Below are 19,981 nucleotides of genomic sequence, written 5' to 3' on the forward strand. Positions count from 1 at the left end.
ATATTGGATGCTGTGTCCATCAACAGATTGGAGCGAGACCATGGACAAGCATAAAATCACCATCCTGGGTATCAATGGCCACATCGGGCATGCGGCAGCCGAGGCGTTTGCAGCGGCCGGATGGCAGGTGACCGGGTTTGGGCGGAGTAACAGAAAGCCAATCAAAGGCGTTGGTTTCATCAAGGGCGATGCCGGGCAGAAGGGCGACATCGAGGCGGCGACTGCCGGGGCCGAAGTTGTCTTTAACGGGCTTAACCTGCCGTATGACAAATGGGACAACGGGCGGGCCGAAGCGCAGTTGGCAACGGTTCTGGCGGCGCTCAAAAATTCGGGCAAGACGCTTCTTTTTCCCGGCAATATCTACAATTTTGCCGCCAGCGACCGGGTGTTGACGCCCGAGCTTGCGCAGCATCCTGAAACGGCGCGCGGCGCCATCCGGGTGCGGCAGGAGCAAATGCTGGAGCGGGCAACCGAGGCGGGCGATATACAGGTCATTATTTTGCGGGCCGGGGATTTTTATGGCCCCAACAACCAAGGCGACTGGTTCGATCAGGCGATGATGATGAATATTGGCAAGGGGCGCCTCCACCATATGGCGGATCTGAGCCTTGGGCACGCCTGGGCCTATCTGCCCGATCTGGGGGCGGCTTTTGTCAAACTGGCAGAGCGGCGTCAAAACCTTAAAAGTTTTGATCGGTTTCATTTTGCTGGTCACTACGTCACCCACGGCGCGATGATGGCGGCGATCAAGACAAGTTCGTCGCGGCCCCTGCGGGTGGTGCCGATGCCGTGGATATTGCTGCGCCTGATGGGCCTTGGCATGCCAATGATCCGCGAAGTGGTCAAGATGCGCTATCTTTGGGACAATCCGATGCGGCTTGAGGACCAGCGGCTGGTCGACATTCTGGGGTCCGATTTTGGCACCGAGTTCGGGGCGGCTGTGGGGGCAAGCGTCGTGCAATATTTCGCCGAACCTGCCAAGGCGGCTTAGGCAAAACCGAGCTGGGCGCACACTTGTTGGGGCGTCCAGCCGCTCTCGCGCAAACTGGCCAGGCTGGGCGATCCCCTGGATTTGGCCAGTTTGGTGCCGTTTTCGTCGCGGATCAGGGTGTGAAAATTATAGATCGGGCTGGGTAGGCCCAAAAGAAATTGCAGCAAGATGTGAATGTCGGTGGCCGCTTCCATGTCGCGACCACGGGTAACGTGGGTGATGGCCTGGGCGGCATCGTCGACGACAACACTCAAATGATAGGAGGTGGGCGTCTGCTTGCGCTGGAGCACTATATCGCCCCAACGTTGGGGGCGGGCATAACGGATCTGGGGTCGGTCAAGAGCGCTGGGGCCGACAAGGGTGAAACTGAGGGGGCCGGTCATGGCCATGGCGCGGTCCATATCAAGCCGATATTGGACCGGTTCGCCGCGCCCGAACTTTGCGGCAATGTCATCCTGGTTCAGGTGTCGGCAATTACCAGCGTAAAGCGGGGCGCCATCGGGATCGGTGCCGCTGGCGTGAGCGGCTATGGTTCGGCGGCTGCAAAAGCAGGGATAGAGTAGTTGGAGGGCCCGCAACTGGTCGGCGGCGGCGCTATAATGCGCAAAACGCTGGCTTTGGCGCCAGACGGGGGTGGGCCAGTCCAGACCCAGCCATGCCAGATCACGCAACATGGCCGCGTCAAATTCGGGTTTACAGCGTTCAAGGTCGATGTCTTCGATCCGCAGCAGGACGCGCCCGCCCAACTGACTGGCGGCCTGCCAGGTAAAAAGGGCAGAATAGGCATGGCCCAGATGCAGCAGGCCATTGGGGCTGGGCGCAAAGCGCAGAAGTGGTAGATTTGCCGACATCGAATCCTTCCTTCAAAGATCGGTCTAGCATGGTTCAAACACTGCCGACACGGCTCGATACCCAAGAGGCGCTGGCGCTGCATATTGATCGTTTGGTGACATGTGATCCGCGACTGGCCGCGGTGCGGGCGGTTGCGGGCGCGGTTGATCCGCGGGTCAGCCCACGCGGTTTTTCGGGCATGGCCAAGGTGATTTGCGGCCAGCAATTGTCGGTGGCGAGCGCTCGGGCGATCTGGTCGCGGTTTGAAGCGCTCGCCGGGGCGACCGAGCCGCACAGTTTTCTGGCACTGAGCGAAGAGACGGTGCGGGCCACCGGCTTTTCGGCGGGGAAGTTTCGAACCGTGCGGGTGATTGCCGAAGCCATCACGGCAGGAGATCTGGATTTTGAGGCGTTGGAAACGCTCCAAATTGACAAGGCGATTGCGGTGTTGACGGCGCTCAAGGGGATCGGGCCGTGGACGGCTGAAATCTACATGATGTTTTGTGCAGGACATTCTGACGTTTTTCCGGCTGGTGATCTGGCGCTGCAAAAGGCCGTGGAGCACGGATTAAAACTCAATTCCCGGCCCACCAGCGCTGAACTTTATGTAATCGCGGCGCTCTGGACGCCACATCGGGCCGCAGCTGCGCTATTATTCTGGCGCTATTTTGCCGCGATCAAGGAGCGGGATGGGGTCGCACTATAGAGTTTGGAAATCGGGGGTGGGGTTGCCAAGGTGCTGCGGCGCTGGCACTTGGAAAGCACTACCACCAAACTGGACGGATAAATGCCCAAACTTTCAGGTCCGATGATGCCGCCGCTTTCGGGTGGTGACCCCAAACAGGCGGTCATTTTGCTGCACGGCTATGGCTCGGATGGCAATGATCTGATCGGGCTGGCGCCGCATTGGCGCGACATGCTGGCTGACGCTGTATTTATCGCGCCCAACGCGCCCGAGCAGGTGCCGGGCCACCCGTCGGGGTATCAGTGGTTTGCCCCTGATTTTGAAGCGGACAGCATTGCCATGCGCCAAAAGGGTCTGCATGCGGCAGCGCCTGTGCTGGGCGAATTTCTGAGCGATTTTTGGACCCAGTCGGGGCTTGGTGCCCAGGATACGATTTTGGCCGGTTTCAGCCAGGGGGCGATGATGGCGTTGCATTTCGGCCTGTCGCTGCCCGAGCCGCTGATGGGCGTGCTTGCCTTTTCGGGCCTTTTCCAGCCCGCCGACAATTTTGGTGCCGAAAATCTGCCCAAGCCGCCGGTGGCCATTGTTCATGGTGATATGGACACGGTTGTGCCGTTTTCGCTGGGCGAGGCGGCAGCGGCAACGCTGACCAAGGCCGGTTATGCGGTCAAATTTCACAATTCGGCTGGTGTCGGGCACGGGATTGCCCCGGACGGGCTGGCCTTTGCCGCCGATTTCATCGGTGGGATCATCCCAAACAAGAAACAACGATAAATCATTGTAATCCCGCTTCACAGCCACGTCACAAAAGGCTTAGAATATAGGGGCTATGGACCTACTCGATTCCCGTTCCGGGAGCCTCAAGTGACTATCCATGTGTCGCCTGAGTCCTGTCCCGCTCTAGTATTGAACGCCGACTTCCGGCCGCTCAGTTACTATCCCTTGTCGCTATGGTCGTGGCAGGACGCCATCAAGGCTGTGTGCCTGGATCGGGTCAATATCGTTTCGGAATATGATCTGAAAATTCATAGTCCCAGCTTTGAAATGAAGCTGCCCAGCGTTATTTCGCTGCGCGAATATATCAAGCCGGCGCGGCATCCCGCTTTTACGCGGTTCAATGTATTTCTGCGTGATCGCTTCCAGTGCCAATATTGCGGGACGCGCGAGGATCTGACGTTTGATCACGTCATTCCGCGATCCAAGGGCGGGCTGACCACGTGGGAAAATGTGGTGGCGGCTTGTGCGCCGTGCAATTTGCGCAAAGCCAATCGCATGCCCGCCGACATCAGGATGTTTCCGCGGCAGGCGCCTTATCATCCGACGGTGCATGATTTGCACAATAATGGCCGGGCCTTCCCGCCCAACCATTTGCACCAGAGTTGGCTCGATTATCTCTATTGGGATATCGAACTGGAGCCTTGATCGGGACTGGGGTTTGCCAGAGCTGCGAGCAGGGAATCGGCGCGTTCGCTCACTGAAACTCTGGAGAGTTTGATGATCTGGTAGCCAAGGGCCGGATAGGCCGTGTACAGGCTTTGATATTCCTTGAGGGCGACATCAAACCCATGTTGGCGTTCGGCATCGGTGACGTAGATTTCGGGCCATGGCGGGATCAGAAAGACGCGGTGGTGATAGCGGTGATCGTGCTGCATTTGATTGAAAACTGTTTCGTCGCCCGAAGCCTTCAAGGCGACCGCCGCATCGATCATACCACGATCAAAAAACACACAGCCTGAATGGCTTTTTGCCAGTTGGCGGTCTGCCAGTGCCATGGCGACGGCGCGCCGAGAAAAGGCTTTTGGGTCTATCCATGGCAGGGCCGCGCCATCGCCGGCTTATTCCTCGATAACGATACGGCGGCCAGGTTCAGGCACGGTGCTGAACCCGCGGGCGGCCAGTTCGGCAAGAAGCGTTGATTTTCCGCCGCCCGAGCAACCTGAAATGACAACGAAGCGGTTCAAGAATTCCTCGTGAAAGTCTCGATCAAGCGGTGCGGTTGTGGCGGTATTGGGCCAACATGGAAATGCCGATCAGGGCAACGCACATGGCCGAGATTATGGCATTGTAGCCGGCCAGCGTAATGCCGAGAAAGCTGAACTGGACCTGATCGCAGGGCACCAGATGGGCTGCATTGAGGTTCGAAAGTGCATCGAACGTTGTTGTTTCTCCGGTGCCGGTACAAGCGGTGGGGCCGGGCCAGAAGCCATATTCGACCCCGGCATGATAGCCGCCCATGAAGGTGCTCCAGACGAAAATGGCACCGACGATGGCCATGGCGATATACCAGACAGGCAGCGGCAGGCGGTTCCAGATCAAAAGGATCAGCCCCAGGATCGGCAGGCCCCAATAATAGGCCATGCGCTGTTCAAGACACAGCTCGCACGGCACCAGCCCGAACAATTGCGAGGTCCAGGCGCCCGCGATGGTCAAAAGTGCGAGCACAAAGGCGAGTGCTGCGGATTTCTTGTCGAGGGGGGCGAATAGCGAGGTGGACATGGGGAAGCCTTTAGGAGTGACGCTGGTCGTCCTTACTGTGGGTAGGTGCGAATGGCCAGCGTTCAACCGATATGTGATCAATTATCGCCGGGCAGGGCGATGCCGAGGGATCTGCGCAGGGCGATGGCATTGGCGGGGGCGTGCAGTTTGTCCTCGTGGACGAAATAGGCAAAAACGGGAAATTCCTGCTCGGCCCAGTTCGACATCACGGCGGCCCAATCAGCAATATCCTGTTGGCCATAGCCGGATGCCCCTTCGTAGGCGGGGCCTTGCAGGCGACAATAGACGAAATCGGCGGTACGCAAGCGTTTTGGCTGTTCGGCGACATCGGCCAATACCAGCGCCACATTGTGTTCGGCGAACAGGTTGAAGATTTCCTCGGTATAAAAGGCAGCGTTGCGCACTTCGATGGCGTGGCGGATCGGCACGTCGGCGCTTGTTTCGAGAAAAGGCTCGGTTTTCAGCCGGCCATCGGCCTTTTTGGCCAGCGCCACATAGTCGGGCAATGATTTGGGCAGCATGGCGATAAAGTTGGTCAGCACGCCGAGATCAAAGCTGAGGTTGGGGGGCAACTGCCAGACGAACGGTCCCAGTTTCCCGCCCAGTGCCAACGGACCCGAGGCAAAGAAATTGGCCAGCTCGGCTTCGCAGTTCTTGAGCCGCTTGATGTGGGTGACCAGTTGCGGGCCCTTGATCGAAAATACAAAGCCGTCGCGCGATTCGTCGGCCCATTTGGCAAAACTGGCGGGCTTTTGGTTGGCCCTGAAGGTGGCGTTGATTTCGATGCTGCCGAGCAGGGAGGAGGCGTAGGCCAGTTCTTTTTTCTGCACCAGCCCGTCGGGATAAAATTCACCGCGCCAAGGGGCATAGACCCAGCCGGCGGTTCCAGTGCGCACATTTTCCAGTTTGCTCATCGCCATGCCTCCGTTTGAGGGGCATTGTCGGAGAAAGTGCGGCGATTGTCAGGTGAAAATTGGTGGCGAGGGCGCTGTGTCTTTCTGATCGGGCGACGCTGGCATCAGGATCGTGGTGAGATCCAGCGCTGGCGCCTTTCGTATGTCCCTTGTAGCGCCAGAACCGCCAAGGCAATCAGTCCATAAAAGCAGGCGATGACCAGCAGGACTTCGAGCGCCTTATAGGTTTCCGAAATGATGGTCGTGGATGCCGCTGTCAACTCGTCAATGGCGACGAGGCTGGCCAGCGAACTGCCCTTGACCATCTGGATGGCATTGGAAAACAGAGCCGGGGAAGCCGCGGCATAGGCTTGCGGGGCCATGACCTTGAACTGGGTGGCCACCGGCCGCAGCCCAAGGGCACGCGCCGCGTCCATCTGTCCCGGCGCAATGCTCTCGTATCCGGACCGCAGAAATTCGAGATTGTAGGCGGTGGAAGAAAAGGTCAGCCCGATCAACGCCGAGGGCAGCGGATCGAGATAGATGCCAAATCGAGGCAGCCCGTAATATAGCGCAAACAGCAGGGCCAGAACCGGGGCGGCGCGGGCAAAGAAGCTGTAACCGATGATGAGGCCACGAAGCCGTCCGCGGGGGCGCTGCATATATATGGCCATGGGCAGGGCCAAAATGTTTGAGCCGACGATGACGACCACCGAGATAAAAATTGTTGTGCCAAGGGCACGGATCAACAGCCCCTGATAGTAGGGATCGAACACAAAGCTCATAGCCGCGCTCCCTGTCGTCGCTCGTTGAACACCAACAGCGGCATGACGATCACAATGTAGAGTCCCACAGCTATGGACAGGAACAGGAAGGGCGCATTGCTTGCAGCGATCGCCTGCTTGGTCACATACATGATTTCACTCACCGAGACCGCAGAGGCGATCGAGATGCGCTTGATGGTGCCAATGGCATAGGTGATCCATCCCTTGCGGGCGATGGGGAGCATTTGGGGCAGGATGACGAGGAGATAGGCCTTCCATGGCCGCAGGCCGAGCGCCCTGGCTGCTTCGAACTGTCCGTTGCTGACGGCACCCAGTGCGCCCTTGAACACCTGGTAGTCGTAGGCGATGCCCACCAGTCCAAATGCCAGAATGGTGGAGCCAACGGGGCCGAATTGCAGCCCCAGTTGCCGCCCGCCGAAGTAGAAGAAAAACAGGATCACCAGCTCTGGAATGGAGCGGAAAAATCCACTGAACATCTCGATGCAGCGGCGTACCCACTTGTTGCCATCTCGATTGGTCATGGCCAGCATCAAGCCGAAGACGGCGGAGATTGCAAAAATCACCGCCGCCAGGCCGAGCGTCAACACCGCTGCCCAGATCAGCCGAGGCATCCACGCCAAGGCAAGGTCAAGCGGCGTGATGGTCATGCTTATTCTGCCGCTGACCAGTCGATTGATGCGCCAAACCATTTTTCGGCCAGCCCTTGCAGGGTGCCGTCATTTCGCCACGTGACGAACAAAGAATCAATTTCGTCGGCAAGGGGTTTGTTTTTGGCACTGACCGCTACCGACTGGGTAATGGTGGCGAGAAGATCGTCGATCACTACAACGCCATTGAGCTTGCCCGATTTGACCAGATAGTTCGGTCCCAGGAAATCGTGTGCGGCAAAATCAATGCGTCGGTTGGCCAGATCGAGGAAGAGTTCAGTGGCGCCAGGATATTCGCGCGTTTCGGTCACGCAGTCGGCGGGCAGATTTTCCATTGCCACCTTCTGGAAGGTACCGCCGCGCACCGAGCCCATGACTTTGCCACATACGGTCTCCCAGCCGGTGATATCGGCACTGTCCTCGCGCCGCGTTACGGCAACGCCGTTCACGATATAGGGCGAGAGCAGAAAAAAGTCGGTGGAGGCCAGGCGCTCGGGCGTCCGGGTGACGCCGGATGCGATGATGTCGAACTGCCCAGAGGCCAGACCCGGCAGCAGGCCGGCAAAATCAAGCTGCTCGAATTTGACCTCGACCCCCAGTGCATCGGCAATCGCGGTGGCGACGTCGATGTCGAAACCTTCAAGTTCGCCGGTGGGCCCGGTCATGCTGAATGGGGGCGCGGAACCGGACGTGCCAATGGTCAATGTATCAGCGCTCACGAGACCGGCCTTGAAATCCTGCGCCATGGTCGGCATCGCTGTCAGGACACTTACTGCCACGATGGCAGACGTTACAATTTTGGTAAACTTCATGTTGGGCTCCTTTGCTCTCGACTTGCCAAGCTGCCTTTCAGCCTATACGCTTTTAAAAGATAAAAAAAGCTCAAAGTATGCAATACTTAGTATTATGTTGCTCAAAAATTGAGCAAATTAGCACTACGTTCCCTGTATCGGTAGAATTAAAGCATGAAGTTGCGTTTTAAGCTGAATTATCTATATCAGGGGCAAAATGCCCCCTTTCTATATGCCGTCGATGCAGGCCTGTATGCACGCCACGGCATCGAAATAGCGTTTATCGAAGGGTTTAGTTCCTCGTTGGTGACCAAGGCCATTGCTGCGGGAGAGGCGGATTGTGGTTTCGGCGATCTGTCTTCACTGATGACACATGCGATCACCAGCGGTTCGCCCTCCATCCAGGCCGTCATGCCAATTTACCAGCGCAGCCCATGCGCGCTGGGATATCTTGCACCGGGGCGACCGCTCGAGTTGGCCGATATTGCCGGGAAGGTGCTGTGCGGCCCCAATGGGGACACATCGGCCCGCCTGTTGCCGCTGTTGTTGCAAAGAAACGGGCTTGGCGATCTGCAATACGAGATGCGCTGGGTGCAACCGCACGAGCGCGATGCGATGATCGCCTCCAGGGCCGCCTTCGCGGCAACCTGCTTTGACGCAACGCTCAAATTTGCCATGACGATGCGCGGACATGACAGCAGCAAAGTCCGCTTTCTGTACTTCGCTGACCATGGCCTCGACATCTATACCGGCAGTCTGGTCTGCCGGGCAGATTTGCTGGAAGCCAATGCTGGTCTGCTCGATGCTCTTCGCAGTGCGACAACCCAGGCCTGGCACGATTGCCGGGCAAACCCGGACCTTGGGGTGGCATCTGTGCTGGCGCGCGCGCCGCATCTCGACCCCGTGCTGATCCGTCAGCAACTGAGTTGGGTCATCGACCGTCAAGTGCTTCCCGATGGCCCTACTCCGCTGGTTTTTGACCGCAACGGCGATCAAATGCTGACAACGTTGGAATGCGCCACCATGGCGCGCGACGATCTGGGTTCTTATTCGGCTTCAGAGTTGATCGCCGCGGTTTGTGCAGCCTGAACGAGGTCGGGCCAGATCCGTATGGAGCCACCGTATCATGCCCCCACTTTAAGTTGGACCGACATGGCTGAGAGGCGGTTTTCGTCGACGGTGATGCCAAATCCGGGTGCATCTGGAATCCGGGCGCGGCCATCACTGAGTGAGATGCCGCCAACAAACGGCGTTTGCCTGAAGAAGGTGTGGCCTTCCGCGTCGAGTGGATAATGGGTGCGTATTGTTGCGCCGAGATGGCAGAGCATGGTGTCGCCCAGAACGGTAAATGGCATGGTGTCGAGGCTGACCCCAATGCCGTTTGCCTCGCAGATGTCGATTATCTTGAGAGCAGGCCAAAGGCCGCCCACCCGGTTGGGCTTGAGAACGATGCGATCAGCTGCCTGCATCCGCACGATCTGAATCATGGCGGCGGGCGAGGTGACGGCTTCGTCCAATATCACCGGATAGGGCAACACGCGGCGAATGAGGGCGTGTCCGGCGAGGTCGAGGTGATGCAGCGGCTGTTCGATCGACATATTGGGATGGTGGGCGATCCGGCGAACATTTTCGAATAGCCCGATTGCGACCTTGGCGTTCATCAATCCCTGATTGGCGTCCACGTCGACCTGAACGGTGCCGGGCAAATGTCCCACCACCCCGGCAATCTTTTCGGCTTCCTCATCGACCAGCGCCTTGGAATAGCCCTCGCGGCGCAATTGCCCGCCGATCTTGAGTTTCAGGCCGGTGAATCCCTGATCCAGATAATGATGGCAGACGCCGAGCAGCTGTTCGAGCGAATAGCCGTGCATCTGGGTTTGCAGTTCCAGTTCGGTGCGCAATGCGCCCCCGAGCAGCTCATAAACCGGACAATCGTGCGCCTTTCCGGCCAAATCATAAATAGCCATGTCGATGGCAGCCTGCGCCGGTCGGCAACCGGGCACGCCAATGCTGGCCACGCCTTCCATGGCCCGGTGAATGCCGGCAATGTTTAGCGGATCGCAGCCTATGAGCACGGAACGGAAGCGCCCCAGCCAATCCATCATGCTGCCGATGCCGTGGCCGAAATAGTGCGGGAGCGTGGCACCGTCACCGAGGCCCTCTAGCCCGGCATCGGTCTTGATCCGCACCAGAACCGTTTCGGGCGGGGTATAGCGCAGCTTGGCAATTTCCTCAGGCGGCAGGTTCATCTGCTCCTCAGGATTGACATTTGGCCCGGTAGCCGTGGCCGTGCCCAGCATCTCAAGATGGAGGGGGATCATTTCGATCGCCGTGATCTTCATCCAAAACCCTTCAATTTGGGTGGGAACAACGCTTCAGGCGCATCATTTCCAATCAGTTAGTATATCGATATACATTGACGTCCCACAATTCAATCGCTAAGGGACATCATCGCTTCGACCGGCAAGTCACGCTGACACCAAGGCGCCCCAGTTGACCAAAAAACCCGCCACTTTGAAGGATGTCGCCGCCTCGGCCGGGGTTTCACTGGCCATGGCGAGCCGGGTTCTGAGCAAATATGGCTCCTACAGCAACGCAACACGTGAACGGGTCGAAACCGCAGCTCATGAACTGAGCTACCGGGCAAACGGGGTGGCGCGGTCGCTTCGCCTGCAGCGCACCAATTCAGTTGGCGTGCTGATCAGCCAGATTGCCAGCTACCATTGGACTACCTTTGTGCAAGGCGTCGAGGAGGCGGCCCGTCAGGCCGGCTATCACGTCATCCTGTGCAACACCAATGATGATCCGAAACGCGAGCTTGAATATCTCGCCGAAATGCGGGAACGCGGCGTGGATGGCATCATCGCGTCGCCGTTAGCGGCCAATCATCGCGCCTTCAAGCAGCTTGGACCCGCCGGTTTTCCTGCGGTTGTGGTCAATGCCCAAATCGCAGGCAGCAAGCTGGTTCACATCACCTCTGATGATCGCAGCGCCGCCGTCGATGCGGTGCGGCACCTTGCGGACTTTGGTCATCGGCGCATTGGCATCGTTGCCGGTCCGCAGGAATTCGAGACCGGACGCGCGCGCCTTGGCGGTTATCGCGATGCGCTCAAGCAGTTGGGAATGCCCGAAGATGAAACTCTGATTGCCTATGGCGATTTCAAGCAGGTCGGTGGTTATGAGGCGACGCGGTCCCTGATCGGGTTGCCGACGCCGCCAACGGCAATTCTTGTTTGTTCGGAATTGATGTCCGGCGGCGTTCTGCGCTGCCTCAAGGATCACGGCGTGCGCATTCCGGACGAGATGAGTGTCATCGCCTTTGACGATCCGGACTGGGCCTCGTTTTTTACCCCGTCGATGTCGTGCTTGCGCGAAGAGCGGTTTTATATGGGCAAGTTGGCGTTTGATGCTCTGGTGGCCAACATTGAAGACCGCGCATCACCTGCGGGTCAGACCCGCGAAATCGTGCTCAAATCCGAATTGATCCAGCGGGAGTCGGTTGCAGCGCCCCGAACCAATACCAGGCAATTGGATCAGGTTTTGCCGTCCGATATGTCCTACGACACGGGGGCGATGTGATGCAGATCGAACATTTGGAATTAGCAGCGATTGATGCCAGTGGCGCAATGGCGTCGTCGACCGGATTGGGTATATTGGTTCGGGTACGGGCGCAGTCGGGGCTGACGGGTTTGGGGGAGGCGCCGACGGACGAAACGAGCGTCTTGGGGTCCCAAACCACGGTGTCGGATTGGCTGAACCGATATGGTGCTGAGGTCGTGGGCGCCGAGTGCGGCAATATCAATCGACTGAACCAATTGCTGGACGGGGTCGATGCGGGGGGCAAGTCCGGATGCCCGGCAGCACGGGCGGCTGTTGAAATGGCGGTTTATGATCTGATCGGCAAGGCGCGCGATTGTCCGCTGCATGTGGTGCTGGGGGGCGGCTATCGCGACACGCTTGAACGGGTCGGGCAAATCGGGAGCGATGACGAAGATGTTGGCGGATCTGCCAGCGCAATGATCGAAGCGGGCTTCGCCGCTATCAGATTGAAGATCAAAGATGGTTCGGCCCAAACCGTTAAGCGGATCCAGTCTGTTCTTGACGCTGTTGGCCACCGCCCATTGGTTGACATTGTCGCGGAGCAGTCGCTCGGCAATGAGGCAAGAGCCAGCATGCTGGTCGAAAATCTGCTGACCCGGCAATTCTGGCCCAATCTTGGCCTGGTGCAGCCGCTGCATCAGCTTGATCTTGAAGGACACCGCCGACTGCGGGAAAAACTACCGATACCGATTGTTCTCGAAGAGTCGATCACCTCACCAGCGGCAATGAGTCAGGTCGTGCGAACGGGTGTCGCGGATCGGATTGTGCTTGATATCTGGCGTGTCGGTGGCCTGCTGAATGCCCGGCGTATTGCCAATATGTGCGAGAGCGCTGCCATTGGCGTCATGGTGTCGGGAACGTGCCGCAGCGCCGTGGGACGCGCGGCGATGGGCCATCTGGCGGTTACCGTGCACGGGAGCTGTCCGGTTCATTTTGGATCGGACCAAACCGAGGCAATGGACCCCTTGGGGCAGGGTAGCGGTCTGGGTGTGGACTTGAAATGGGATTGAAATTTTACGTCAGAACGTAGCGGAAGCCATCGGGTAAATCGGAGGGACGATGAAAGCGCAGCCGAATATTTTATGGGTCTGTACCGATCAGCAGCGCTTTGACACCATTGGGGCGCTTGGCAACAGCAGCGTGCATACACCCAATATCGACCGGCTGGTGCGGCAGGGAACAGCCTTTACCCACGCATTTTGCCAATCGCCCATTTGTACGCCCAGCCGTGCGTCGTTCCTGACCGGCATGTACCCCAGCGCCGTGCATGTGAACGGCAATGGAAATGACCAATTCCCCCAGAGCCCACGCCTTGTCACCAAGCTTTTGGCGGAGGCTGGCTATCGCTGCGGGAATGTTGGCAAGCTGCATCTGGCAAGCGCCTACAAGCGGGCAGAGCCAAGGGTTGATGATGGTTACAGCTATTTCAAATACAGCCACGCGCCGCGCGATGATTGGGCAGAGGGGCATGATTATGCCGACTGGCTCGCCGCCGCCGGGCACAGTCTGAAAGAACTAACGGCCAGCGCCGACGGTGTTCCCGAGGCGTTACACCAGACTACGTGGTGTGCGGACATGGCCATCGCGTTTATTGAGCAGCAGGCCGGGTCGCCCTGGGCGCTGACGGTGAATATTTACGATCCTCATCCCCCGTTCAATCCGCCGAAACGCTATCGCGACATGTTCGATCCGGCGCAGATGCCGGGTCCACACTTTCGCCCAGAAGATATTGACGAGCAGCGCCGGTTGGCAGGCGTGGATTTTCAGTCCGAAGCGCGCCAGCCGGCCCAGTTGGATATCGCCAATCCGGTGTTGCCCAAGTCGCTTGAGCGTGGCGAACGTGATCCAGCTGGAATGACCGCTGGTGCCCGCGACGCCCAAACGCTTCAGGCAGCCTATTATGCCATGATCAAGCTGATCGATGATCAGATGGGCCGGATATTGGCGACACTCGAACGGCAAAATCTGGCGGATGACACGATCATCATCTTCATGAGCGATCACGGCGAGACTCTGGGCGATCACGGATTGATCCAGAAAGGGTGCAGGTTTTACGAGGGGCTGGTCCGGGTGCCGCTCATCGTCAGTTGTCCGGGACGACTGGGGGCCGGGGTGAGGAGCGACGCGCTGGTAGAACTGCTGGATGTCACACCGACCCTGCTCGATCTGGCCGGTATCGAGGTGCCCGCGAACATGCAAGGCAAGAGCCTGTTGCCGATCCTTGTGGGTGAGAAGAGCCCGGCGGAACATCGGGACTTTGTCCGGTGTGAATTTTACGACGCGCTTGATCTGCCTGATGGCACGCTGGCAACGATGTATCGCGAAAGGGACTGGAAGATCGTGCACTACCACCAGCACGGTTTTGGTGAATTGTTCGATCTGCAAACAGATCCATGGGAACATCACAATTTGTGGGACGACCCGGCTCACGAACAGGAGCGATTTCGACTGACGCTTGCCAGTTACAATGCCTCAATCGCCATTATCGACCGCGGCGCGCCGCGTATCGGTCCGTATTAGCACCTGAGCGAACCAGCCAATTGTCGCTTTTGTGAGTTTCGACTTGTAGGAATTCGAGGACTGAGATAAAGAAGTATAACGATATACCTCACGACCTTTCATGGAGGAGAGCACTATGGTACGTCGGCGCACTTTACTGAGTGGGGTGGTAGGCGGCATTGCCGCAACCTCGCTGAATCTGCACTTCGGGGGATTGGTCCAAACCGCACTGGCGGCGGGCGAGCCAATCAAGGGTGGCACGCTTAATGTCGGCCTGCATATCCCCCTTACAACACTTGACTGGCAATCCACCGTGTCCCACCCGCTGCCCCATGTCATGGGGCATGTGTTTGAGGGCCTGTTCGGATTTGGTAAGGATTTCAACGCCGAGCTTGAACTGGCCGAAAGCGTCGAGGCGGCGACCGATGGCAAGACCTGGACGATTAAGCTGCGTCCCGGTGTCAAATTCCATAATGGCGAGATGCTCAAATCGAGCGATGTCAAGGCGTCGCTGGAGCGGTGGCGTACGGTTGGTCCCAAGGGTTCGGGGCTGAATACTCTTGGCTCGATTGACCTGCCGGATGATCTGACGGTGGTCATGAATTTTGACGAACCGATGGGCCGCTTCCTGCTGCTGCTGCTTGGTTCGGACGAAAACAAGGCGGTGATCATGCCGCAGGCGATTGCCGAAGCGTCAACGACGCCGGGGCAGTTGACTGAAGTGGTGGGAACAGGGCCCTATCGCTTTGTTGAGTATAAGGAAGACCAATACGCCCGGCTTGCCCGCTTCGATGACTATGTGGCGCGTGATGATGGACCCAACTATCAGACCGGCAAGAAAGTCGGCAATCTCGACGAGATCATTTTCTGGATCGTACCCGAGGCAACCACGAGGGTGGCGGGCCTTGAATCGGGCGAATATGACATCATTACCGAAGTGCCTGATGGCGAAGCGACGCGGCTCGAGGGAAATCCCGATCTTGATGCGATCAAGAACGGTCCGGGCGTGTTGCTCTACATGATGTTCAACCACAAGGTTGGCCCAACCAGTCAGCTCAATATCCGCAAAGCTATCCAGTCGCTGATCGATCCATCTGAAATTGCGGCGGCTGCGGTGTCGAACCCGGATTTTGCGCTCACCAACCCCAGCATTTATGCGCCTGAAAGCGCCTATAATACTGATGCTGGTTCTGAGCTCTATACCCCCGGCGACATTGACAAGGCCAAGGAATATCTGGCCGAAGCCAACTATAATGGCGAACCCGTCACCATTCAGGTCATTGCCACCAACTCGCTGCAGAACCGGCTGGCGGTTGCCATTGTCGAGCAGGCGAAGCGGGCGGGGCTCAACCTTGAGATATTGAGCTATGATCTGGCAACCTGGGTGGCAAATCGCCGGGATCCCGAAAAACTCAACATCTACACTTCAGGCGGTTATTGGGTTGATCCATCGCTTTGGAATGCGGAGTTCAATGGCACGTTCCCGTCGCCCGAAGTCGGGTTCATCAGCGATGCCACCGAGAAGATCTTCAACGAACTCTCGGCTGAAACCGAGTTCGAAAAGCGCAAGGCACTGGGCGAAGACCTGCAGCGCGAATTCTATTCTCAGGTCGCCATGGTCAACCTCGGCTATGTCTATCGACTGGTGGCCAAGCGCAGCAATGTGATGGATCCAGACGGTAATCTGGCATTGGGCAATCTTACCCTCAATGGGGTCTATCTGGACGCCTGAGCCTGGCGACATCATGGGATGGGCGGGATCAATTAGTCCCGCCCTTTTATTAAGAGACCGCAATGCTCCGGTATACGCTGCGTCGAGTTCTGGAATTCATCCCAACGATATTCATCGCGGTGACGCTGATCTTCGTGATTACGCGTCTGGTGCCGGGCAGTCCGATTACCGCGCTGATCGGCAATCAGTCAGTTGATGCCGCCAAAATCGACGCCATGGCGCAGCAACTCGGTCTCGACCGGCCGGTTTGGGAGCAATATATCGAGTGGCTCCCGAGGGTCGTCACCGGTAATTTCGGGCAGTCGATGTTCTTTTCGGCGCCGGTGGTTGATGTGATCCTTGATCGTTTTCCGGTCACCTTCAGCCTCACCTTTCTCGCCCTGATTGTTACGATTGCCATCGGGATTCCGATTGGGATTCTGTCGGCCATGCGGCGGGGTGGCATTTTTGATTATTTCGGTAATGTATTGTCGAGCCTTGGCATGGCATTGCCGCCATTCTGGCTTGGGTTCATGTTGATGCTGGTGTTCGCGGTCGGGCTGCAATGGGTTCCCGCGTCCGGTTACCGACCGATTGAATTCGGGTTCTGGAACTGGTTCAGCCGCCTGCTGCTGCCGGTTGCAGCGCTCAGCGTCTCACAAATTGGCCTGGTTGTCCGGATGACCCGATCGACAATGATCGAGGTGCTGGGCACCGAATATGTCGGGATGGCGCGGACCAAAGGATTGCGGGAGCGCACCGTCATCCTCAAGCACGCCCTGCGCAACGCGATGATCCAGATCGTGACCGTCATTGGCCTGGTCTTTGCGCTGGGCCTTGGCGGCTCGGTGATCATCGAGAATGTGTTTGCGCTGCCGGGGCTGGGCGAACTGATCACCACAGCGGCTGTCCGGCGCGATTATCCAACCCTTGAGGGCGGCATTTTCTACCTGACCCTGGTGGCGCTGGCGATCAATCTGGTGGTCGATCTTGCCTATGCATATTTCAACCCCAGGATCCGATATTCGTGATGAAATCCGCTGACGCCACTGAGGTTTTGCCATCACCGCACGCCCGCTCCGGTCTGTGGACGCTCTGGTCAATGATGCGATCCGAGCCAATGCTGCTCGGTGGTGGCGCGGTCCTGTTGTTGCTGGTTCTGGCCGCGGTTCTGATACCGGTGGTGATGGCCATTGATCCGCTCAGCATCAATGTCACCCAGAAACTGCTGCCACCAAGCCCCGAACACTGGTTGGGGACCGATGAATTTGGCAGGGAAGTGTTCGACCGGCTGGTGATCGGGGCTCATCTATCGCTGCGCGTGGGGTTTGCTGCAACGGCATTGACGGCACTGGTGGGGATTACGCTGGGCGCGCTTTCGGGCCAGTATCGGCTCGCCGACTCGATTATTGGTCGGTTCTCGGACGCGCTGATGATCTTCCCGGGCTTTGTGTTGGCGATTATGATCCTGGCGGCGATCGGCCCATCCGAATTCAATGTCGTGCTGGCGGTGGTGGTTCTTTATGTCCCCCGCGTCATCCGAACCGTGCGGGCCTCGATCATTGAATATCGGTCGGCAGATTTCGTTCAGGCCGCGCGCGCCGTAGGGGTGGGGGACATGCGATTGCTGGTGGTTCACATTCTGCCCAAATCCTTCGGGCCGGTCATGGTCCAGCTGACTTTTGGATTTGCCTGGGCAATCCTTGTCGAAGCGGGTCTCAGTTTTCTGGGTCTTGGACCGCCGCCGCCGGACCCAAGCTGGGGCAATATGATCAGCGCCGCCCGCGAGTTCATCCGAACCGCGCCGTGGATCATGATTGCACCGGGCCTGATGATCACAGCGACGGTGTTGAGCCTGAACCTGATCGGCGATGGACTGCGCGACTTGCTCGATCCGCGTCTTCAAAGCCAGGTCAATCCGTGAGCCCGTTGCGCAGCGCCAATGCCCCAATTGCGCAAGGGCCCATTCTTGACCTCGCCCAGGTCGAGGTACGCTTTCCCTCGGCACGCGGCACTTTTGCGGTGGTTGACCGGGTGGATCTGTCGGTCGCGCACGGCGAGGTGCTGGGTCTCGTCGGAGAATCGGGATGCGGCAAGTCAATGCTGGCCCGTTCGATCATGGGGCTGGTTCCGCCACCTGGTGTGACCACCGGCGGCACCATGCTGTTCAATGGCGTTGATATGGTTGGCTTGTCCAAGGACGAACGGCGACGTCTTCGTGGCGACAGAATTGCGGTTGTGCCTCAGGAGCCGATGACAAGCCTTAATCCCACACTCAGGATCGGGGATCAGCTGACCGAAGTACTGCGGGCACACAGGCCCACCATGAGCAGCGATGAACGGCGCGCCCGTGCGCTGGTTGTCATGGAGCAGGTTGGCATCCAGTTTGCTGAACAGCGACTTAGCCAATATCCGCACGAGCTTTCCGGTGGCATCCGGCAGCGGGTGATGATTGCCATGGCCCTGATTTGCGGCGGCGTCGAACTTTTGATCGCTGATGAGCCGACCACGGCGCTTGATGTGACCATTCAGGCGCAAATTCTCGAACTGTTCATGCAGCTCCAGTCAGAACAGAAGATGGCGGTGATCCTGATTACCCACGATCTGGCGGTCATTGCCCAGACAGCGCACCGGGTTGCGGTCATGTATGCTGGCAATATCGTGGAGTTGGCGCCAGTGCTTGATCTGTTCGATGTCCCCAGACATCCCTACACGCGCGGGCTGCTGGAATCGATGCCGCGACGCGGGATCAGCGCGTCCAAAACACACCTCGCAACAATTTCGGGTTCCGTGCCGGACCCGTCCAATCCGCCTGCCGGCTGTCGGTTTTTTGATCGCTGTCAGTTTGCGGTCAAAGGCACCTGCGACGCTGAAAATCCGGCGCTCGAGCAGATCACCGAGGACCGTTGGGTTCGATGTTTCCGTTGGCGTGAACTGCCCGAATTCGTGCTGGCGGACGCAGGAGCTGGCTCATGACAACCAACACGGCTCCCGGTGACCCGGTCCTTACCGTCAAGAACCTGATCAAGCACTACAGCTTGAAAACAACGCTGCCGGGCCAGCGGCGCACCAAGGTGCCAGCGGTCGACGGCGTTTCGTTTGATATAGAAGCTGGCACGACCATGGCCCTGGTCGGCGAGTCCGGCTGCGGAAAACCGACAACCGCCAAACTCGTCCTTCAGCTCGAACAGGCAGACCAGGGCGAAGTCTGGTTGAGCGGCGAGCGAATTGAGGCAGATGCCCGCCATAGCGTGCGGCGACTGCGGCGGAACGCCCAGATGGTGTTTCAGGACCCTTATGCCTCGCTGACGCCGCATATGCGCGTCAGTGCGATCCTGCGCGAACCCTTTATCGTCCACCGAATTTGCAGTTCGGGTGAAATCGACAAGCGGGTCGCCAAGGTGCTTGAATCGGTTGGACTATCGGGCGAGATCGGGCGGCGGTTTCCCCATGAGCTTTCGGGCGGGCAGCGGCAGCGGATTTCCATTGCGCGGGCGATTGCGGTGGAGCCGGCACTGGTGATCTGCGATGAACCAGTTTCAGCACTCGATGTTTCGATCCGTTCGCAGATCGTCAATCTGCTTTTGGATCTGCAACAGAGCCGGGGGCTGGCCTATCTGTTCATTTCACACGATCTCGGTCTGGTCGAGCACATCAGTGACACGGTCGCGGTGATGTATCTTGGAAAAATCGTCGAGACGGCACCTTCGCGTGTATTTTTTGCCAATCCGCGTCATCCCTATTCAGCCGCGCTGCTAGCGTCCTCACCGACGCCGGACCCACGCCAGCGCGGTCGCCCGGCTGCGCTGCGCGGTGAAATATCGAATATGGGAGAACTTCCCAGCGGTTGCCGGTTTCGCCTGCGCTGTCCGATGGCAATTTCGAAATGCGCCGAGGTTGAGCCATTGCTACGCCCGGTGGGTGAGGGGCATTTTGCCGCCTGCCACCGTAGCGAGGACATGGCGGTGCCCATACCAGCGAGCGGTCAAGCGAGTGGTTCAGCGCCCCCTGGAACTTGATCCATCGCCAAACTGGCGGAGAAACAGGAGTTA

The 19,981-nt window shown here is 58.4% G+C and carries 20 protein-coding genes and 1 pseudogene; 13 read left to right on the forward strand and 8 right to left on the reverse strand.

The genetic code is table 11. The features are described 5' to 3' along the window. Nucleotides 1–40 precede the first annotated feature (40 nt). Nucleotides 41–991: an NAD-dependent epimerase/dehydratase family protein gene (locus PSQ90_RS09850; protein ID WP_282210154.1), complete on the forward strand. Its 951-nt coding sequence runs from the start codon at nt 41–43 to the stop codon at nt 989–991. Here the strand turns inward: PSQ90_RS09850 and gluQRS are convergent. Beyond that, a complete protein-coding gene (gene gluQRS / locus PSQ90_RS09855; RefSeq protein ID WP_282210155.1) occupies nt 988–1,842 on the reverse strand; it encodes a tRNA glutamyl-Q(34) synthetase GluQRS in 855 nt (284 codons plus the stop codon). The two genes, PSQ90_RS09850 and gluQRS, sit on opposite strands and share 4 nt — an antisense overlap. Before the next feature lie 29 nt (nt 1,843–1,871). Here gluQRS and PSQ90_RS09860 point away from each other — a divergent pair, with 29 nt between their 5' ends. From PSQ90_RS09860 to PSQ90_RS09870, 3 genes are all read left to right on the forward strand, one after another. Beyond that, entirely contained in the window at nt 1,872–2,528 is a 657-nt protein-coding gene (locus PSQ90_RS09860; RefSeq protein ID WP_282210156.1) for a DNA-3-methyladenine glycosylase family protein, read from the forward strand. Nucleotides 2,529–2,609: 81 nt separating this feature from the next. Beyond that, entirely contained in the window at nt 2,610–3,281 is a 672-nt protein-coding gene (locus tag PSQ90_RS09865) for an alpha/beta hydrolase (protein WP_282210157.1), read from the forward strand. 90 nt (nt 3,282–3,371) lie between these two features. Then, on the forward strand, nt 3,372–3,929 hold the full coding sequence (locus PSQ90_RS09870; protein ID WP_282210158.1) for an HNH endonuclease: 558 nt from the start codon (nt 3,372–3,374) through the stop codon (nt 3,927–3,929). Here PSQ90_RS09870 and PSQ90_RS09875 read toward each other — a convergent pair. From PSQ90_RS09875 to PSQ90_RS09900, 6 genes and pseudogenes are all read right to left on the reverse strand, one after another. After that, nucleotides 3,902–4,468: pseudogene (locus PSQ90_RS09875) on the reverse strand (AAA family ATPase). The gene PSQ90_RS09870 and the pseudogene PSQ90_RS09875 overlap by 28 nt on opposite strands. Before the next feature lie 22 nt (nt 4,469–4,490). Continuing rightward, nucleotides 4,491–5,003 (reverse strand): disulfide bond formation protein B, encoded by a 513-nt coding sequence (locus PSQ90_RS09880; protein WP_282210159.1) that lies wholly within the window; start codon nt 5,001–5,003, stop codon nt 4,491–4,493. A 77-nt stretch (nt 5,004–5,080) separates the two neighbouring features. Beyond that, complete coding sequence (locus PSQ90_RS09885; RefSeq protein WP_282210160.1) at nt 5,081–5,917, reverse strand: DUF72 domain-containing protein; 837 nt, start codon at nt 5,915–5,917, stop codon at nt 5,081–5,083. A 104-nt stretch (nt 5,918–6,021) separates the two neighbouring features. Then, a complete protein-coding gene (locus PSQ90_RS09890; protein ID WP_282210161.1) occupies nt 6,022–6,681 on the reverse strand; it encodes an amino acid ABC transporter permease in 660 nt (219 codons plus the stop codon). Further along, a complete protein-coding gene (locus PSQ90_RS09895; RefSeq protein WP_282210162.1) occupies nt 6,678–7,328 on the reverse strand; it encodes an amino acid ABC transporter permease in 651 nt (216 codons plus the stop codon). The genes PSQ90_RS09890 and PSQ90_RS09895 overlap by 4 nt, the downstream gene beginning before the upstream one ends. A gap of 2 nt (nt 7,329–7,330) precedes the next feature. Then, the gene (locus tag PSQ90_RS09900; RefSeq protein ID WP_282210163.1) at nt 7,331–8,140 is read right to left on the reverse strand and encodes a substrate-binding periplasmic protein; all 810 of its coding nucleotides are present in this window, start codon (nt 8,138–8,140) and stop codon (nt 7,331–7,333) included. Nucleotides 8,141–8,293: 153 nt separating this feature from the next. On the opposite strand from PSQ90_RS09900, the gene PSQ90_RS09905 reads away from it, so the two are divergent. After that, entirely contained in the window at nt 8,294–9,208 is a 915-nt protein-coding gene (locus PSQ90_RS09905) for an ABC transporter substrate-binding protein (RefSeq protein WP_282210164.1), read from the forward strand. Nucleotides 9,209–9,243: 35 nt separating this feature from the next. On the opposite strand, the gene PSQ90_RS09910 is transcribed toward PSQ90_RS09905, so the two are convergent. Further along, nucleotides 9,244–10,461, reverse strand: a complete 1,218-nt coding sequence (locus PSQ90_RS09910; protein ID WP_282210165.1) for a mandelate racemase/muconate lactonizing enzyme family protein — start codon at nt 10,459–10,461, stop codon at nt 9,244–9,246. A 151-nt stretch (nt 10,462–10,612) separates the two neighbouring features. On the opposite strand from PSQ90_RS09910, the gene PSQ90_RS09915 reads away from it, so the two are divergent. The 8 genes from PSQ90_RS09915 to PSQ90_RS09950 all read left to right on the forward strand — a co-directional run bounded on the left by PSQ90_RS09915 (nt 10,613) and on the right by PSQ90_RS09950 (nt 19,948). Beyond that, on the forward strand, nt 10,613–11,698 hold the full coding sequence (locus tag PSQ90_RS09915; protein WP_282210166.1) for a LacI family DNA-binding transcriptional regulator: 1,086 nt from the start codon (nt 10,613–10,615) through the stop codon (nt 11,696–11,698). Beyond that, nucleotides 11,698–12,729 (forward strand): mandelate racemase/muconate lactonizing enzyme family protein, encoded by a 1,032-nt coding sequence (locus tag PSQ90_RS09920; RefSeq protein ID WP_282210167.1) that lies wholly within the window; start codon nt 11,698–11,700, stop codon nt 12,727–12,729. Before PSQ90_RS09915 ends, PSQ90_RS09920 begins: the two co-directional genes overlap by 1 nt. 49 nt (nt 12,730–12,778) lie before the next feature. Further along, nucleotides 12,779–14,239: a sulfatase family protein gene (locus PSQ90_RS09925; RefSeq protein WP_282210168.1), complete on the forward strand. Its 1,461-nt coding sequence runs from the start codon at nt 12,779–12,781 to the stop codon at nt 14,237–14,239. Between the two features lie 115 nt (nt 14,240–14,354). Further along, entirely contained in the window at nt 14,355–15,950 is a 1,596-nt protein-coding gene (locus PSQ90_RS09930; RefSeq protein ID WP_282210169.1) for an ABC transporter substrate-binding protein, read from the forward strand. Nucleotides 15,951–16,012: 62 nt separating this feature from the next. After that, on the forward strand, nt 16,013–16,960 hold the full coding sequence (locus PSQ90_RS09935; protein WP_282210170.1) for an ABC transporter permease: 948 nt from the start codon (nt 16,013–16,015) through the stop codon (nt 16,958–16,960). Then, nucleotides 16,960–17,853 carry an ABC transporter permease gene (locus PSQ90_RS09940; RefSeq protein WP_282213025.1) on the forward strand — a complete coding sequence of 298 codons (894 nt, stop codon included), beginning with the start codon at nt 16,960–16,962 and terminating at the stop codon, nt 17,851–17,853. Before PSQ90_RS09935 ends, PSQ90_RS09940 begins: the two co-directional genes overlap by 1 nt. A 26-nt stretch (nt 17,854–17,879) precedes the next feature. Continuing rightward, nucleotides 17,880–18,905 carry an ABC transporter ATP-binding protein gene (locus PSQ90_RS09945; RefSeq protein ID WP_407648214.1) on the forward strand — a complete coding sequence of 342 codons (1,026 nt, stop codon included), beginning with the start codon at nt 17,880–17,882 and terminating at the stop codon, nt 18,903–18,905. Then, nucleotides 18,902–19,948: an ABC transporter ATP-binding protein gene (locus tag PSQ90_RS09950; RefSeq protein WP_282210172.1), complete on the forward strand. Its 1,047-nt coding sequence runs from the start codon at nt 18,902–18,904 to the stop codon at nt 19,946–19,948. The genes PSQ90_RS09945 and PSQ90_RS09950 overlap by 4 nt, the downstream gene beginning before the upstream one ends. The last annotated feature ends 33 nt before the right edge of the window (nt 19,949–19,981 follow it).

Origin of the sequence: Devosia rhodophyticola (assembly GCF_028816475.1) — a bacterium.
GTDB classification, from domain to species: domain Bacteria; phylum Pseudomonadota; class Alphaproteobacteria; order Rhizobiales; family Devosiaceae; genus Devosia; species Devosia rhodophyticola.